This window comes from Pantoea sp. X-Soil-TKNS-1211 (genome assembly GCF_059730495.1).
In genome coordinates, this window is the sequence record NZ_AP035953.1 from 3,750,640 (window position 1) to 3,768,044 (window position 17,405).

General features: G+C 53.9%; 17 protein-coding genes. 12 read left to right on the forward strand and 5 right to left on the reverse strand.

What is annotated here, in order from left to right; genetic code table 11:
* Position 1: 1 nt before the first annotated feature.
* Complete coding sequence (gene exbB / locus AC6I8W_RS17625; RefSeq protein ID WP_497838221.1) at positions 2–727, reverse strand: tol-pal system-associated acyl-CoA thioesterase; 726 nt, start codon at positions 725–727, stop codon at positions 2–4.
* A 344-nt stretch (positions 728–1,071) separates the two neighbouring features.
* On the opposite strand from exbB, the gene AC6I8W_RS17630 reads away from it, so the two are divergent.
* The 5 genes from AC6I8W_RS17630 (at position 1,072) to AC6I8W_RS17650 (ending at position 6,021) form a co-directional block, all read left to right on the forward strand.
* Entirely contained in the window at positions 1,072–2,049 is a 978-nt protein-coding gene (locus tag AC6I8W_RS17630; RefSeq protein ID WP_497836054.1) for a TRAP transporter substrate-binding protein, read from the forward strand.
* Between the two features lie 49 nt (positions 2,050–2,098).
* Positions 2,099–2,605 (forward strand): TRAP transporter small permease, encoded by a 507-nt coding sequence (locus AC6I8W_RS17635; protein ID WP_497836055.1) that lies wholly within the window; start codon positions 2,099–2,101, stop codon positions 2,603–2,605.
* A 15-nt stretch (positions 2,606–2,620) separates the two neighbouring features.
* The gene (locus AC6I8W_RS17640) at positions 2,621–3,907 is read left to right on the forward strand and encodes a TRAP transporter large permease (protein ID WP_497836056.1); all 1,287 of its coding nucleotides are present in this window, start codon (positions 2,621–2,623) and stop codon (positions 3,905–3,907) included.
* Positions 3,908–4,061: 154 nt separating this feature from the next.
* Complete coding sequence (gene metC, locus AC6I8W_RS17645; protein WP_497836057.1) at positions 4,062–5,252, forward strand: cystathionine beta-lyase; 1,191 nt, start codon at positions 4,062–4,064, stop codon at positions 5,250–5,252.
* Positions 5,253–5,358: 106 nt separating this feature from the next.
* The gene (locus tag AC6I8W_RS17650) at positions 5,359–6,021 is read left to right on the forward strand and encodes a DedA family protein (RefSeq protein WP_013510509.1); all 663 of its coding nucleotides are present in this window, start codon (positions 5,359–5,361) and stop codon (positions 6,019–6,021) included.
* Here AC6I8W_RS17650 and AC6I8W_RS17655 read toward each other — a convergent pair.
* Entirely contained in the window at positions 6,016–6,942 is a 927-nt protein-coding gene (locus AC6I8W_RS17655; protein WP_497836058.1) for an AraC family transcriptional regulator, read from the reverse strand. The two genes, AC6I8W_RS17650 and AC6I8W_RS17655, sit on opposite strands and share 6 nt — an antisense overlap.
* A gap of 204 nt (positions 6,943–7,146) precedes the next feature.
* Between AC6I8W_RS17655 and dkgA the strand changes: the two genes are divergently transcribed.
* The 4 genes from dkgA (at position 7,147) to AC6I8W_RS17675 (ending at position 9,975) form a co-directional block, all read left to right on the forward strand.
* A complete protein-coding gene (dkgA, locus tag AC6I8W_RS17660; RefSeq protein ID WP_497836059.1) occupies positions 7,147–7,974 on the forward strand; it encodes a 2,5-didehydrogluconate reductase DkgA in 828 nt (275 codons plus the stop codon).
* 179 nt (positions 7,975–8,153) lie between these two features.
* Positions 8,154–8,711 (forward strand): fasciclin domain-containing protein, encoded by a 558-nt coding sequence (locus AC6I8W_RS17665; protein ID WP_497836060.1) that lies wholly within the window; start codon positions 8,154–8,156, stop codon positions 8,709–8,711.
* Between the two features lie 56 nt (positions 8,712–8,767).
* Positions 8,768–9,319 (forward strand): sigma-70 family RNA polymerase sigma factor, encoded by a 552-nt coding sequence (locus AC6I8W_RS17670; protein ID WP_497836061.1) that lies wholly within the window; start codon positions 8,768–8,770, stop codon positions 9,317–9,319.
* Complete coding sequence (locus AC6I8W_RS17675) at positions 9,316–9,975, forward strand: anti-sigma factor (RefSeq protein ID WP_497836062.1); 660 nt, start codon at positions 9,316–9,318, stop codon at positions 9,973–9,975. The genes AC6I8W_RS17670 and AC6I8W_RS17675 overlap by 4 nt, the downstream gene beginning before the upstream one ends.
* A gap of 25 nt (positions 9,976–10,000) precedes the next feature.
* Here AC6I8W_RS17675 and ftsP read toward each other — a convergent pair whose 3' ends face one another.
* From ftsP to parC, 3 genes are all read right to left on the reverse strand, one after another.
* A complete protein-coding gene (gene ftsP, locus AC6I8W_RS17680; RefSeq protein ID WP_497836063.1) occupies positions 10,001–11,428 on the reverse strand; it encodes a cell division protein FtsP in 1,428 nt (475 codons plus the stop codon).
* Positions 11,429–11,548: 120 nt separating this feature from the next.
* On the reverse strand, positions 11,549–12,286 hold the full coding sequence (locus AC6I8W_RS17685) for a 1-acylglycerol-3-phosphate O-acyltransferase (RefSeq protein ID WP_497836064.1): 738 nt from the start codon (positions 12,284–12,286) through the stop codon (positions 11,549–11,551).
* A gap of 49 nt (positions 12,287–12,335) precedes the next feature.
* On the reverse strand, positions 12,336–14,606 hold the full coding sequence (gene parC / locus AC6I8W_RS17690; protein ID WP_480365838.1) for a DNA topoisomerase IV subunit A: 2,271 nt from the start codon (positions 14,604–14,606) through the stop codon (positions 12,336–12,338).
* Between the two features lie 410 nt (positions 14,607–15,016).
* Here parC and AC6I8W_RS17695 point away from each other — a divergent pair, with 410 nt between their 5' ends.
* The 3 genes from AC6I8W_RS17695 to AC6I8W_RS17705 are packed head-to-tail and all read left to right on the forward strand — an operon-like array spanning position 15,017 to position 17,402.
* On the forward strand, positions 15,017–16,576 hold the full coding sequence (locus AC6I8W_RS17695) for a BglG family transcription antiterminator (RefSeq protein ID WP_497836065.1): 1,560 nt from the start codon (positions 15,017–15,019) through the stop codon (positions 16,574–16,576).
* An 18-nt stretch (positions 16,577–16,594) separates the two neighbouring features.
* Positions 16,595–17,065 carry a PTS sugar transporter subunit IIA gene (locus AC6I8W_RS17700; protein WP_497836066.1) on the forward strand — a complete coding sequence of 157 codons (471 nt, stop codon included), beginning with the start codon at positions 16,595–16,597 and terminating at the stop codon, positions 17,063–17,065.
* A gap of 22 nt (positions 17,066–17,087) precedes the next feature.
* Positions 17,088–17,402: a PTS fructose transporter subunit IIB gene (locus AC6I8W_RS17705; RefSeq protein WP_497836067.1), complete on the forward strand. Its 315-nt coding sequence runs from the start codon at positions 17,088–17,090 to the stop codon at positions 17,400–17,402.
* Positions 17,403–17,405: the final 3 nt, after the last annotated feature.

A 17,405-nucleotide genomic window follows, 5' to 3' on the forward strand; every position in this document is an offset into this window, starting at 1 on the left:
ATTACCCTACGCGCAGTTTCTGTGCGGCAGCCGCCGGACGAGCCACTTCGTTAGTCACGTTTCCCAGATCGAGGTCACGGCTTTGCAGCAGCAGTACCTGCGCCGCGACATCACCGAGTGACGCTTTGTAACCGGCGATCATACGGGCAAACACGTTGTAGATAACCACAGCCGGGATCGCAGCGACCAGACCAATCGCGGTGGCTAACAGCGCTTCCGCAATCCCAGGTGCTACCACGGCCAGGTTGGTGGTTTGTGTTTGCGCGATACCGATAAAGCTGTTCATGATGCCCCATACTGTACCGAACAAACCGATAAAGGGAGCAACCGAACCAATAGTGGCGAGGAAACCATTACCGCGACCGGCATGACGGCTGAAAGCCGCAACACGACGCTCAAGGCGGAAGCTGGTACGCTCTTTAATCCCGTCGGTGTCTTCAACACCGGCTGACAGTTCCAGCTCGTTCTGTGCATCGTTGAGCAACACGGCGCTGTGGCTGTTACCTTTGAAGCTGGCGGCAGTACTGGAGGCGTCATCTAACGATCGCGCATCACTCAGGGCGATATGTTCGCGTTTCAGACGGCGCTTCGCTGAAGTCAACTCAGCAAACTTACCAAAGAAGATTGCCCAGGTGACCACAGAGGCCATCAGCAGGCCAATCATTACCACCTTTACCACGATATCGGCATGATGATACATGCCCCAAACGGAGAGGTCCGTCTGCATCAAATCACTGGCTACCACGCTGCATCTCCAACTTCAATTGCACAATTCACGATCGAGCGCCGGATCATAACAAATTAGCTTGCCGAATTGATAGTAGTTCTCATTACTATTTACAAACGAAAAGTGCGTTTTTCCACCACAGTTTCTTCCCATTGTGAAGAGGTTTTATAAATGTGACGCACCGTATAAAATTATTAAAACAACGTTTCAAAATGTGATGCATTTCATTCAATCAACATCTGCCCACTTTTTCACCATTCTTTTTTCATTATTCTGAGCCAGCCCTGCCTTTTAACGGTGCCGTTGCACTGTCCGATTTCGATACCTGTTTGCTGGAGCAAAAAATGACGCTGAAAAAACGACTACTCGCAGTTTCGTTGTCCTCCATGATCGCCCTGCTGGCCTGCGGCGCTCAGGCCAAAGTCCTTAAGGTGGCGGAAGTGCAGCCCGCCGGTTATCCCACCGTAGTCGCGCTGGAACATATGGGGGAGAAACTCAAACAGGCCACCGATGGCCGTCTGGAGATGAAGGTGTATGCCGGTGGCGTGCTGGGCGATGAAGATCAGACCCTGCAACAGGTACAACTGGGTGCGATCGATATGATCCGCGTCTCGCTGGCTCCTGTGACTACTATCGCGCCGGAAACTGGCATTCTCACCCTACCCTATATCTTCCGCGATGAAGACCATATGCATAAGGTTCTGGATGGCAACGTTGGTGCGCAGATCGTCAAAAAATTCGAGAGCGATCCCAATGCTCGCATGATTTTCCTCGGCTGGACCGATGCCGGAACCCGTAACATGATCACCAAAAAGCCCCTGACTAAGCCCGAGGATTTGGCAGGGATGAAAATCCGTGTGCAAAACAGCGCGATCTCACTTGCCACACTGAAAGCGATGGGAGCTAATCCGGTAGCAATGGGCGTGAGTGAAGTGTTTAGTGCCATGCAAACCGGCGTCGTCGATGGCACTGAAAATAACCCGCCGACCTTTGTTGCCCATAACTATCTGCCCGTCGCGAAATACTACACCCTCACTGGCCATTTTATTCAGCCGGAAATGATCCTGTTCTCAAAACCGGTATGGGATCGTCTCTCTGCTGACGATCAAGCTCTGCTGAAAAAATTGGGGACGGAAGCGCAGAATGAAGAACGCCAGTTGTGGGCCGCTTACACTCAGCAATCGATCGACAAAATGAAAGCTGGCGGTGTCACTTTCCAGCAAATCGACCGTGACTACTTTGTCAAAGCCACCCAGCCGGTTCGGGATCAGTTTGGTGGTAAGTATCAGGATCTGATGAAGCAGATCGCCGACGTGAAATAACTCACCTGACGTCACGCCAGGGCGTGACGTCACTATCAGGACCCCAATAATGAACGCATATTCCCGCTGGATGGATGTCTTGTACCTGGTGTGCATGTGGGTAGCTGCCATCGCGTTGATGATGATGGTTACGGTGATCCCGATCGGAATTTTTGCGCGCTATGTTCTTAATGGCGCGCTTTCCTGGCCGGAGCCGATCGCCATTATCTGCATGGTGATATTTACATTTATTGGCGCACCTGTCGGGCTGCGTGCCGGTACGCATATTAGTGTCTCTATGCTCACTGACCGCCTGTCGCCGAGCGGGCAAAAATGGGCTCTGCTGGTAAGCAATCTGCTGTTGATCGTCTTATGTTTGATTCTGTTTCGTGCCAGTTACAACCTGTGCGAGGCGATGTGGGTCCAACCGCTGGCCTCTCTGCCGGATGTGACTTACGGCGAAATGTATTTGCCCATCCCGATTGGGACAGTCTTCACCTTGTTGTTCGTTCTGGAACGCCTGCTAAGTGGCGATCAAAGCCAGCGTCCCATTGTCAGCCTCGGCGGCACTCACTAACTTCGGAGCATCACGATGGACGCACTTATTCTGATTGGCAGCCTCGTCCTGCTACTGTTAGTCGGCTTTCCGGTCGCTTTCGCGGTAGGGTTTAGCGCCTTTATCGGTGCCTGGTGGATCGATCTGCCGCTGGAAGCGGTGGTGATCCAGGTGACCAACGGCATCAATAAGTTTTCGTTACTCACCATCCCATTCTTCATTCTGGCGGGCGCGATCATGGCCGAAGGCGGCATTGCGCGACGGCTGGTGAATTTTGCCTATATCTTCGTCGGCTTTATTCGTGGCGGCTTGTCGCTGGTGAATATCGTCGCCTCAACCTTTTTCGGTGCTATTTCCGGTTCATCGGTGGCAGATACCGCCTCAATAGGCTCGGTGATGATCCCACAAATGGAGGAGAAAGGTTATCCGCGTGATTTCGCGGCGGCGGTCACCGCCAGCGGATCGGTACAGGCAGTGCTGACGCCCCCTAGCCATAATTCGGTGATTTACTCCCTGGCAACCGGCGGTGTGGTGACCATTTCCTCGCTGTTTGTCGCGGGTATTCTGCCCGGGTTGATGCTGGGTGGATGTCTGATGGTAATGTGCCTTGGCTTCGCGCGTAAACGCGGTTACCCCAAGGGAGAAGCGATCCCGTTTCGCCAGGCGCTGAAGATCTTCTTTGATGCCTTCTGGGGATTGTTCACCATCGTCATCATTCTCGGTGGCATTCTGTCCGGGATTTTCACTGCCTCGGAGTCGGCGGCAATTGCCTGTCTGTGGGCATTCTTCGTTACCATGTTTATCTATCGTGACTTTAAGTGGAGCCAGTTGCACATCCTGCTGTTTCGCACCATCAAAACCGTCACCATCGTGATGGTGTTGATTGCCTTCGCGGCCGGTTTCGGCGCAGTGATGACCTTTATGCAACTGCCCACCGCGATTACCGCAGCCTTTACCAGCCTGTCGGACAATAAGTATGTGATCCTGATGTGTATTAACGTACTGCTGCTGGTGATCGGGACGCTGATGGATATGGCACCGATCATTCTGATCCTGACACCGGTATTGCTGCCGGTTGCGACTGCGCTCGGCGTTGATCCAGTGCATTTTGGTATGATCATGATGACCAATCTCGGCATCGGCCTGATCACCCCGCCAGTCGGCACTGTATTGTTCGTTGCCAGCGCGGTCAGTAAACAGAAGATTGAACAGGTGGTCGGCGCAATGCTGCCGTTCTACTGCATGCTGTTTCTGGTACTGATGCTGATCACCTATATCCCGGCGCTATCACTGTGGCTGCCGCATATCATGGGGGTGATGTAACGGCATGGCCGTCGCGGCGCGATAAATCGCGCCGCGACGGATCAGGCCTTGTCTCAACGCTGGTGACTGTCTGATATTCCACAATCGGGGGCAACGCGCAGGGCCGATTCGTGTTAACGTGGTTGTTTTGTGGAATGCGGCAGGAAAGGCAGTGATGGCAACGAAAAAAATAGACACCACGCTGGTCAGCGCGGGACGCAGCAAACGTTACACCCAGGGTTCAGTCAACAGCGTTATTCAGCGCGCTTCATCGCTGGTTTTTGACACCGTAGCCGATAAAAAACGTGCCACCGCCGGACGGGCGAAAGGCGAATTATTTTATGGCCGTCGTGGCACATTAACGCACTTCTCTCTCCAGGAGGCGATGACCGAACTGGAAGGCGGGGCCGGTTGCGTGCTCTATCCCTGTGGTGCCGCTGCGGTTGCCAATGCCATTCTGTCTTTTGTCGAAGCCGGCGATCATCTGTTGATGAGTGGCGCGGTCTACGAACCGACGCAGGATTTTTGCACCAAAATCCTCAGCAAACTTCAGGTCACCACCACCTTTTTTGATCATTGCATTGGCAGCGAAATCAGCACGCTGGTGCAACCCAACACCCGCGTGGTATTTCTGGAATCCCCGGCCTCCATCACCATGGAAGTGCAGGACATCCCGGCGATTGTCGCAGCAGTGCGTAGCAAAGCGCCGGATGCCATCATTATGATCGATAATACCTGGGCGGCAGGCGTATTGTTTAACGCTCTGGAGCATGGCATCGATATTTCGATTCAGGCGGGCACCAAATATCTGATTGGTCACAGCGATGCGATGATCGGCACCGCTGTCGCCAATGCGCGCTGCTGGGATCAGTTGCGTGAAAATTCTTACCTGATGGGACAGATGGTGGACGCGGACACTGCCTATATGGCAAGCCGTGGCCTGCGTACACTGGGTACGCGTTTACGTCAGCATGAAGAAAGCGGCTTACAGGTGGCGGAGTGGCTGGCGGCACGCCCGGAAGTCGCACGCGTCAACCATCCGGCCCTGGCGCAGTGCAAGGGCCACGAATTCTGGCAGCGTGATTTTACCGGCAGCAGCGGCCTGTTTTCGTTCATTCTGCATGAGAAGCTGAGCAGCGAGCAGCTGGCGCACTATCTCGACGGTTTTCACCACTTCAGCATGGCGTACTCCTGGGGAGGATATGAGTCGCTGATCCTTGCCAATCAGCCGGAAGAGTTGGCTGAGATCCGCCCGGCAGGTGGCGTAGATTTTACCGGTACGCTGGTGCGGGTACATATTGGTCTGGAGCACGTTGCCGACCTGATTGAGGACCTGCAAGCCGGATTTGAGCGCCTGAAAGGCTAAAATCTTCAACAAAACCTCAACCAACCCGGTGCTGCGTGGCAGAGATCAACGTCTGCTGCTACGCACACCGTTAAAATAAAATCCTTGAGACTTGATGGAATAGCAGATGGGTGTTTTACATGAGATTGTCCAAGCGCTCTGGCACCAGGATTTTGCCGCGCTGGCCAATCCGGACGTGGTGTGGATTGTCTACGGCGTGATGTTTGTGACGCTGTTTCTGGAGAATGGTTTATTGCCCGCCTCTTTTCTGCCGGGCGACAGCCTGCTGCTGCTGGCCGGTGCGATGGTTGCCAAAGGTGTGATGGATTTTGTCCCGACCATGCTGATTCTGACCACTGCCGCCAGCCTCGGCTGCTGGCTGAGCTACCTACAGGGGCGCTGGCTGGGCAACACCAAAATTGTGAAAAGCTGGCTGATGCACCTACCGGCTCAATATCACCAGCGCGCCTGGCAGCTATTTAATCGCCACGGGTTGATGGCGCTGCTGGTGGGTCGTTTTCTGGCGTTTGTTCGGACCCTGCTGCCAACCATGGCGGGCATTTCCGGTTTACAGAATGGTCGCTTTCAGTTTTTTAACTGGCTGAGTGGCTGGTTGTGGGTGTGCATTGTGGTGGCGTTCGGCTATGGCATCAGTCAGGTGCCGTTTATCAAGCGCCATGAAGACCAGGTGATGGCGATTCTGATGCTGTTACCGGTGGTTTTGTTGTTCGTCGGCCTGGCGGGCAGCATTCTGGTGATCTGGAAAAAAAGACGCCCGAAGGCGTCATAGCAGCGGCGTGGCGTCAGCGGTTGACTCAAACACCGTCTGGCGCACGCGGCTCGCCTCCTCTCCCGGTGTGACGCCGAAATAGCGTTTAAACTCGCGGGAAAACTGCGAAGGGCTTTCATAACCAACACGCACCGCCGCAGTACTGGCCCGCATTCCATCCTGCAACATCAGCAGACGCGCCTGGTGCAGACGATAGCGCTTCAGGTACTGCAACGGCGAGGTTTGCGTCACGGCTTTAAAATTGTGATGGAACGCCGATACGCTCATGTTCACCTCTGCCGCCAGCGTCTCCACGCTGAGGTTATCACTAAAATGACTCTCGATACGGCGCAGCGCGCGGGCGATCTGGCTAAACTGCGTCTGGCGGCTGGTCAATGACAGCAGCGCCCCCCCACAAGGTCCGGTCAGCACGTAGTAGATAATTTCACGCACGATTTGCGGCCCAAGCACGCGCGCATCGCGCGGTTTACGCATTACATCGAGCAGACGCTCAGCAGCACAGAGCATCTCTTCACTGAGAAAGGCAGAGTGGATACCGGAGGTTTGTGGCTGCGGCTGGAAATCTTCGTCATCACCAATCTCCAGCAACAAATCCTGTAGGCTGGCGTTATCCACCGTCAAACACATCCCCGCCAGCGGTTCTTCAGGTGTAGCTTCAGTTTCACACTCCACCGGTAGCGGTACGGTGAGCATCAGATATTTGGTGGCGTCATAATGGAACACCGTGCTGCCGAGATAACCGGTTTTACGCCCCTGGAACAGAATGACGATACCGGGCTGATACATCATCGGTGTACGTGGCAGGGGTTCGTCGGCGTAAATTAAGCGCACATTATCCAGCTGACACAGCGGCTGGCTGCCTGGCTTCATCAGCGCAATCACCTGCTGAGCCAGTTGGCGGCAAAGGGTGTCATTAGGCATGGCATATTCTCACGCAACAAAAAAAGCAGTTTGCCGCACCTCAGGCGAAAGCTCCAGTCGGCTGGAGAATCAGGCAAGATTCCAGCAGAAACAGACAGCACAAAAATGCCACAGAGTTGCCACAATGAATCCGGGGCTAAGGTTTGTTGACTAGACTTAACCTCAGCGTTTCCGGTGAGTCACTGCGACAAATAAGGAGCAACTATGGCAGACCAACCACTGATTAAACTGCACGACGGCAATATGATGCCTCAGCTCGGGCTGGGTGTCTGGCAGGCAAGTATTGATGAGGCACGTAAAGCGGTGTTAAAGGCGCTGGAGGTGGGTTATCGCTCCATTGATACCGCCGCCGCCTACAAAAATGAGGAGGCGATTGGTCAGGCGTTGCAGGAAACAGACGTGCCGCGCGAACAGGTTTTTATCACCACCAAGCTGTGGAATGATGATCAGAAAAACGCGCAACAGGCGCTGGAAACCAGCCTGGAAAAACTCAAACTGGATCAGGTAGATCTTTACCTGATGCACTGGCCCTGCCCATTTAAAGATCTGTACCTGAGCGCCTGGGAACAGATGATTAAGTTGCAGCAACAGGGGCTGACCAAAAGCATTGGCGTGTGTAATTTCAACGAAGCGCATCTGAAACGTCTGATGGATGAGACCGGGGTTTCACCGGTGGTGAACCAGATCGAACTGCATCCGATGCTACAACAACGCACCCTGCACGCGTGGAATGCCCTGCACCAGATCCAGACCGAATCCTGGAGTCCACTGGCGCAAGGCGGTCAGGGCGTGTTTGATCAAGACGTGATTAAAGAACTGGCGAAGAAATATGGCAAAACCCCGGCGCAAATCGTTATTCGCTGGCATCTGGACAGCGGGCTGGTGGTGATTCCGAAGTCAGTGACACCTGCGCGTATTGAGGAAAACTTTAAGGTGTTTGACTTCCGGCTGGAAAAGACCGAGATGACAGATATTGCCACGTTGGATAGCGGTAAGCGTCTGGGGCCAGATCCGGAGCGTTTTGGCGGATAAGGTCCGTGCGTTGTGCCCCTCTCCCGCAAGCGGGGGAGGGGAATAGTTATGCAAATCGTCTAAATGCCCCCCCAAAAAATTATTTTCACTTTTCTGCATCCGTTTAACGGGCTGAAACGTATATCGCTATGAGGGCGCAGTTGAGCCTGACCATCATTTCGATTACGAGGAAAGTGAAAATGAAAACATCCCTGTCCTGTCTGATTTTTTCTGCTCTGGTTTTGACCGCAGCCTCCCAGGCTGCCATGATGGATAACAGCGTAATGGTTGGCGGCGCGGCCATGTATCCATCGAAAAACATCGTACAAAATGCGATGAATTCAAAAGATCACACCACCCTGGTGGCAGCGGTTAAAGCCGCTGGTTTGGTAAATACCCTCGAAAGCAAAGGCCCTTTTACCGTATTTGCCCCGACCAATGCCGCCTTCGCCAAATTACCTGCGGGTACGGTGGACAACCTGCTAAAACCTGAAAATAAAGCCATGCTGACCAGCGTACTGACCTATCACGTTGTAGCCGGTAAATATGACATGAAAGCGCTGGAGAAAAAAATCAAAGCCGGAAACGGTAAAACTGAACTGAAAACCGTCAATGGTGAAACTCTGTGGCTGATGAATAACGGCCCACATAATATTCAGATTAAGGATATGAAAGGGGATATCGCCAATATCAGTACTTACGATGTGAATCAAAGCAATGGCGTAATAAATGTTATTGATACGGTCCTGATGCCCTGATTCGTTATCTATACTGGATGCAGCCACATGATGTGGCTGCCCCTTTAGGTTACTTCATGCCGATACATGAAAAAAATAGCGATGAGTTGCTGCTCAGACTGATAGTGCATCAGGATATTCATGCGCTGTCGGTGTTGTATCAACAGACGTCTCCCTGGTTATTCGCGGTTATTTTACGCCTGGTAAGGCGGCGCGATTGGGCAGAAGACGTGTTGCAGGATGCATTTATTCAGGTGTGGCAATCTGCCGCCAGCTATGACCCTGCGCTCAGTGCCGTCAGGACCTGGCTCAGCCAGATTGCCCGCCATCGCGCTATCGACTATCTGCGCAAACGTGAACATCAAAACTGTTCAACCGAAGAGATCAGCGAGGCTGAGCAGGCATTTAAGACGCCATATGATGAAGATGAAGTCGAAGATAATGAAGCGCATCGCTTGCAACATTGCCTGCAACATCTGCCCTCCGAACAGCGGCAGAGTATTGCGCTAGCCTATTATCGTGGCCTCTCTCAGCAGGAAATAGCCCTGACGCTGAATCAGCCAATGGGTACGGTTAAAAGCTGGATTCGGCGTGCTTTAGCCCATCTCAAAGAGTGTGTCGGCCTATGAATACAAAACATGACGATCTGGCAGCCGCAGAATATGTGCTGGGTACTCTGGATGAAGTGCAGCGTCTGGCACTGGAAGCACGTATGCAGCAGAACCCCGAATTAAAACGGGAAGTAGCCCACTGGCAGCGCGCGTTGGGTTATGTGGATCTTGCCATGCCAGAAGAAGTGCCGCCAGAATACGTCTGGCCACGTATTCTGGCAGAGCTTCAGGTGAAAAAAGAGGCTTGGCCGTTCACTTTCTTCAGTATGGCTGGCTGGCTCATTGCCGCCATGCTGGGCGGCATACTGGTATTTAATTTTGTACAGCATCCAGCAGAAACCGGCCTGAACCAGCCTTTGGTGGTGTTAAATGCGTCGGACGGGAAGAGTCAGTTTGTAGTATTTGCCGACCCAAACCGACAGGAAATCTCCGTTGCTGCGCTGAATGTCACCCTACCAGACAACCACAGCATGCAGTTATGGGCCATCGCCGGTAAAAATGCACCGGTGTCACTGGGACTTCTGCGACAGGATGCGAATACTCGCATGCCGATTCCGAACAATATTGGGCTAAATGGACTCACCCTGGCGGTAAGCCTCGAACCCAAAGGGGGATCTAAACTTGCCGGCCCTTCCGGACCGGTGCTGTACAGCGGAGTGGTGAAGAGGTTGTGATGGGTTTAGTACCGGCGGGAGGAGGTCAGGCCGAAGGCATAACCTGCAACTGCCCCGCCGTGCCGCGATCGGCCAGCTCCAGCGTCTGGCTGTAATAAACAAACGGGAAGTGATCCGACGAACTCTGGGTAAAGCTCACCAACAACTCCACATCACCATCAACCCACACCGTATCTTTCCAGCCGCGATCTTCACCCATTGGCTGCGCGCCGTTGACGCTTTTGATCAGGAACATCACGCCCTGAATATGCAGTGACTGCGGGCGATCGGCATGCAGGATCCAGCGTTCAAAACTGCCCTGCTGCGCCGTGGTGTCGATACGCCCCATATTCCACATTGCGCCATTGATGCCCGGCATACTGTCGCCGATGCGGAATTCACGCGTGCGCACTGCCGCGCCATCAAGAATCTGATCCGCCAGCAAACGCATCGGCAGATTGTCCGTCACCAGCGGCAACAAACCGGTCGGACGCAGCGACAGTACCAGGGTGTTAGCGAGGATCGACGAAGGCTCGAACAGCCCGCGTAAACGATCCATCAAACCCGCTGCGGTGCCTGCGGTGATCGACACTTGATCGCCCTGTGACATATCCACCAGCACTTCACGCCGTTCACCCGGAGCCAGTGACAAACGTTGCACCGCAACCGGCGCAGGCAAAAAGCCCTGATCGCTGGCGATCACCATAAAGGGTCGGTTATCGGAGAACGCCAGATCATAGCGGCGTGCGTTAGAGGCGTTCAGCAGGCGCAGACGTACCCAGCCACGGGAAACTTCCACATACGGATTCTGTACGCCGTTGACCAACAAGGTATCCCCGAGGAAGCCGCCATCCTGCGGCGGGTCGTACACCGGGGTCGCAAAATTATCGAGGCGCTTATCCTGAATCACCAACGGGAAATCATCCACCCCGTAATGCTTCGGCAGTGGCAACGCTTTACTCACGTCATCTTCGATCAACCACATCCCTGCCAGACCGTTGTAGACATGCGGGGCCATGCGGTTGGGCGTATTGGCGTGATACCACAGGGTCGCCGATCCTTGACGAATAGGTAATACCGGCGCCCAGTCAACCCCCGCCGACATCATGCGTGGTGCGCCACCCATCAGCGCACCCGGCACCTGGAGACCGCTCACCGTCATCGCCACCGGTTCGTTAAGGCGATTACTGTAAATCAGTTTCACGTCGTCGCCGCTGTACACGCGCACCGTCGGGCCAAGATACATGCCGTTGATGCCCCAAACCGGGACTTTGTTACTGTCGCCATTGAATGACCAGTGGCTACGTTGAAGCGTGAGAAAGAGCGGCTGACCGCGGCGTGATTCAATCAACGGCGGAACCGGCAGGGGGGTATCGCCGGGTGCGGAAGCGGCACGTGCGGCGTGAGGCATGGCGCTGGAAACCAGCGCAACACCGGCAGAAAGCTGAATAAACTGACGTCTGCTGCAAGACATAAAACTTCAGACCCTTTGAGCGTGGCGTGAGGACGCCGTCCATTTTTTCTAATTGCTATTGCTGTGCTGTTCCCCGAGGAGGAAATGACACGGGGCAGATTGCCTGCCCCGTGAGAACGGTCAGATTTTACCGTTTTTTTCGCGTTCGGCGACTTCGGCGTTCAATTCTTCCAACTTCGCCGACATTAATTCGCGGCAGTGAGTCGCCAGCTTGCGCACCGAGCTGTCGGCAAACGCGGCGGTATCCACCGGCGGTAGCATCTCGACAATCACCAGACCGTTGTTCCAGCGGTTGAGTTTGATTTTGTCATGGGTGTTGGAAACCACCACCGGGATAATCGGCACACCCGCCGCCATGGCAGCATGAAACGCACCGGTTTTAAACGGCAGCAGACCACGTCCACGGCTGCGCGTCCCTTCCGGAAACATCCAGAACGAAATGCGCTTCTTTTTAAACTGATCAATCAGTTCACCGATGGTGCCATGCGCTTTGGCACGGTTATCACGATCAATCAACAGGTTACCCGCCAGCCAGTACAACTGGCCAAAAAACGGGATCCACAACAGGCTTTTTTTGCCCACCGTCACCGTGGTCGGCTGCACAATTTTGGCTGCGGTAATCATGTCAAAGTTGTTCTGGTGGTTAGCGATGTAAATGGCGTTGCCATAACTTTCGGCATCGGCCGGTTTACGCAGTTCCACTTTGACACCAAACACCGTCGATAAGCGACCAAACATGTGACCAAATGTGGCCACATGACGTGGATTGCGCGGTGAAAACAGGCACCAGATACAACCCAATATGCAGACCAAAATCGAATAGATGACTACAAAAATAGTCCTTAAAATTAGTAACATAGCTTCCTCAATAATGGCATACCCTTGCCTGCTTTATCTTTTTGCAGGGTTATTCTTCACTCGCTTCACGGTGGCGCGTTGGGGCATCCAGTTCGACACGGTCGATACGTTGCAGACCACGCGGTAACAACGTACCACGACGACCGCGATCGGCGCGGAACTTCTGCAACTCTTCACTGCGCAGCACCAGCTTGCGCTTGCCCACGTGCAGAGTGATGGCACTGCCGGTCGGCAGGATCAGCAGCCACACCAGCTTGTCGCTGCCCGCCGCCGCTTCTGCGGACGGAATCGAGATGATTTTGTTCCCCTTGCCCTTCGACATTTGCGGCAGTTCCCCCACAGGGAACATCAGCATACGTCCCGCCTGAGTGATCGCCAGCAGCATGTCATCTTCGTGATTCACCGCCATTGGCGTCATCACTTTGGCATTTTCCGGCAGCGTCAGCAGCGCTTTACCGGAGCGATTACGTGAGACCAAATCGGCAAAGGTACAGATAAAGCCATAACCGGCGTCGGAAGCCATCAGCAGTTTCTGCTCATCCGGCTCCATCAGCACCTGCTCCATCACCGCCCCCGGTGGTGGCGTCAGTTTGCCCGTCAGCGGCTCACCCTGACCACGTGCCGATGGCAGCGATGTCGGGTCAAGAGTATAGCTGCGGCCGGTGGAATCGATAAACGCCACCGGTTGATTGCTCTTACCGCGCGCAGCGGCCAGGTAGTTGTCCCCTGCTTTGTAGCTGAGACCAGCAGGGTCGATATCGTGGCCCTTGGCGCTACGCACCCAACCCATTTGCGATAGCACAATGGTGACCGGCTCGGCGCTTACCAGATCAGTCTCGCTCAGCGCTTTGGCTTCTTCGCGTTCGCGCAACGGCGAACGGCGATCGTCGCCGTAGGTCTGGCTGTCGGCCTGCAACTCTTTCTTCAGCAGGTTGCTCATCTTGCGCTCAGAAGCCAGGATCGCCTGCAACTGATCGCGCTCTTTCTCCAGCTCCGCCTGCTCACCACGAATCTTCATCTCTTCGAGTTTTGCGAGGTGGCGCAGTTTTAATTCCAGAATCGCTTCAGCCTGCGTCTCGCTGATGTCAAAGCGCGACATCAACACCGCTTTCGGCTCGTCCTCAGTACGGATGATGTGGATCACTTCATCGATATTGAGGAATGCCACCAGCAAACCTTCGAGGATATGCAGACGACGCAACACGCGATCCAGACGGTAGTTCAGACGACGGGTTACGGTATCGCGACGATATACCAACCATTCTGAGATAATTTCCAGCAGGTTTTTCACCGCCGGACGGTTATCCAGTCCGATCATGTTGAGGTTAACGCGGTAGCTTTTTTCCAGATCGGTGGTGGCAAACAGGTGGTTCATCACCTGATCCAGATCGACACGGTTGGAACGCGGCACAATTACCAGACGGGTCGGGTTCTCATGATCGGATTCGTCACGCAGATCTTCCACCATCGGCAGCTTTTTATTGCGCATCTGTGCGGCAATCTGCTCCAGCACACGCGCACCCGAAACCTGATGCGGCAGCGCGGTGATCACCACTTCGCCATCTTCTTTTTTCCACACCGCACGCTGGCGGATGGAGCCGCGACCATTCTGATAAATCTTACGGATCTCATCACGCGGGGTGATGATCTCGGCTTCGGTCGGGAAATCCGGTCCGTGCACGATATCCAGCAACTCATCCAGCGTGGTGTTTGGCTTTTCGATCAGGGTGATCGCCGCCTGTGCCACTTCGCGAACGTTATGCGGTGGGATATCGGTCGCCATACCTACGGCGATGCCGGTCGTACCGTTCAGCAGGATGTTCGGCAGACGCGCCGGTAACATTTTGGGTTCCTGCAAGGTGCCGTCAAAGTTGGGGATAAAATCCGATGTGCCTTGTCCCAGCTCGCTCAGCAGAATCTCGGCATATTTGGACAGGCGCGATTCGGTATAACGCATCGCGGCGAAGGATTTCGGATCATCCGGCGCCCCCCAGTTACCCTGACCATCTACCAGTGGGTAGCGGTAGGAGAACGGCTGCGCCATCAGCACCATCGCTTCATAGCAGGCGCTGTCGCCGTGCGGATGGTATTTACCCAACACGTCACCCACGGTACGCGCTGATTTCTTAAATTTGGCGCTGGCATTAAGCCCCAGCTCAGACATCGCATACACAATGCGGCGCTGTACCGGCTTGAGGCCGTCACCGATATACGGCAACGCGCGATCCATGATCACGTACATGGAATAGTTCAGGTACGCGTTCTCTGTAAATTTGTGCAGGGCAAGACGCTCTGCACCATCCTGCGTCAATTCGCTCATTAAGCTTGCATCCTCACTTCGTGGCCCACGGCGGCGGGACATCCGGCGGTCGTTTGGCGAGGATAGTACCTTATTCCCGTGGCTTAGTCACAGGGGAAGCCATCTCGCACATCAGAATCATTGCCGAAAAATAAATGTGAGGCAGATTGAAAAAACAAAATAGAATGAGATCAGGATCACAATGAATATTTCCGACGCTCTGTGATCACGATCTCAATTAATTTTCAGATAATCCGATTCGTATTAATCCTGTCCTCTTCGGAGGACAACATTTAGTATTGTTGCTTTCCCCGTCCTTTTCTAAATTCATACTCCATAAGAAAGATTTTTTGCGCTCCTGATTTCTGGCATCTGGAAAATATAAAAAACAACCTGACGAGACACTGTTTTGCCAAAATAAAGGTGAACGAATGCAAATACTGACTTCGCGACAACACCGATTAGTAAAACTGCTGTTGCAGCAGGCCGCACCGCAGCCGCTGAAGCAACTGGCGCAACAGCTCGGCGTATCAGAAAAAACCATCTACCGTGACCTGCAATGGCTGGAGAACTGGCTAAATAACTGGGCGATGGTATTGGAGAAAACCCCTGGCCGTGGCGTACGCTTGCGTGTTGATGATATTCAGCAGCGCCTGCAACTGGAACAACAGCTGAACGGCGATGACAACAGCGAAGCGTTGAGCCACAACAGCCGCCGGGTAAAGATTGCTTCCCAGTTGCTGAGTGACGCACCGCGTGAAACCTCAATCAGCAAGCTGTCCGAACGGTATTTTATCAGCCATGCCTCGATCGTGAATGACCTGAAAGTGATTGAGGAGTGGCTGCAACCGCTGGGATTGACGCTGGCACGCGGCCCTTGCGGCACCCATATTGAAGGCAACGAACAGACGCTGCGTCAGGCGATGGTGTCGCTGATTAATGATGTGATGCAGCAAAACGTAGCCGGAACACCCTTACTACCACGGCTCGATCCCGGCAGCCATCAGGCACTGGTGCATTACTTCGGTGATGAGGACGTGGCCTTTGTCCAGGCGCTGCTGCAACAGATGGAGCAGCAACTGAGCTACCCGCTGGGCGATGCCTGGTATCTCAATCTCTGCACTCACATTTTGATCATGATGCACCGCATGGCGCAGGGAAACGTACTGGCGTTACAGACGCTGCTGGCGGCGCAGGATCTTGATAAACGCATCCTGACCATCGCACAGCAGATGGTTACGCAGATTGAAGCACGTATCGGCTGTGCGCTGCCCGCCGACGAAGTCGGGTTTATTTATCAATATATCGTCTCCTCCGGCATTGTGGTGGAAGAACGTGGAGATAATACGCCGCTGCATAATAAATTTTCCACCACTGAATCAGTTAAAATAACCTGTGAATTAATCGATCGCTTCTCAGCCTTTATTCAGCAAGATTTATCTCAGGACCGTTTATTATTTGACGGCCTGCTGGTGCATATTAAGCCATTATTAAATCGCCTTAAATATCACATCCATATTCGTAATCCGCTCCTGGATGATATTCAGCAGGAAATGAAAGAAATATTTTCACTGACGCAACAGGCAATGCAGCTGACGGCGCACACCTTCGATCTCTCGCCAGTCGCCGATGACGAAATTGGTTACCTTTGCGTCCATTTTCAGGCCGCGCTGGAGCGACAAATCGCCCACAAACGCATTCTGGTGGTGTGCTCCAGTGGGGTTGGCACATCACATCTGTTGAAAAGTCGCATCCTGCGTGCCTTTCCGGACTGGGAAATCGCGGGGGTGGTATCAGCCAGCAATCACGCGGCATTTTGCCAGCGCGAAACGGTGGATTTGGTGATTACCACCATTCACCTCAACAGCGGTGCTGTCCCCAGCGTGTATGTCAGTGCATTTTTTAACGATGACGATATCCGGCGGGTTACCGACGCCATGATTGGCAGCCAGCTGCCACAGGGGACGATCTGCGTCCTGGCTGAACATTAATTGAATGAGGTCTGACTGATGGATATTTCTCGCATTCTGACGCCGCGCCGCGTCAATCTGTCCCTGACTGCCACCAGCAAAGAAGAGGTGATCAACGAGCTGACCGAGTTGCTATATCAGGACGGTGCCATCAGCGATCGCGACGCATTTATCGCCGACGTATGGCTGCGTGAATCGGAAGGCTCAACCGGATTTGAAAACCATATCGCCATCCCGCACGGCAAGTCTGCCGCCGTGCGGCAAACCACCTTAGCTATCGGTCGAACCCAACAGGATATCCCGTGGGAAACGCTCGATGGCAGCCAGGTGCGCTGCATCATCCTGTTCGCGGTGCGACTGGAAGATCAGAACACCACCCATATTCGCCTGTTGTCGCAGGTGGCCAGCGCGCTGGCCGATGATGAGGTGATTGCCCAACTGCTGGCGGAAAACGACCCCAGCAATATCATCCGGCTGTTTAGCCAGTACGCCGAAACCGACCTCTGTTAACCCTACTTCTCTGAGGTGACACATGAACATTGTCTGTGTAGCGGCCTGCACGGCAGGCATCGCGCATACCTATATTGCGCGCGAAAAACTGATTAAGGGCGCCCGTGCACTGGGCCACACCATCCACGTCGAAACCCAGGGCACCATCGGCACCGAGACGGAGCTGACGCGGGAAGCGATCGCTGCGGCCGATGTGGTGATCCTCGCCGTTGACGTCAAGATCAAAGGCGAAGAACGCTTCCAGGGCAAACCTATTGTGAGGGTCAAAACCGAAGTGGTGATCAAATCACCGGTGAAATTCCTCGAAAAAGTGGCGGATTCACTGGCGCGTGCCTGAGGA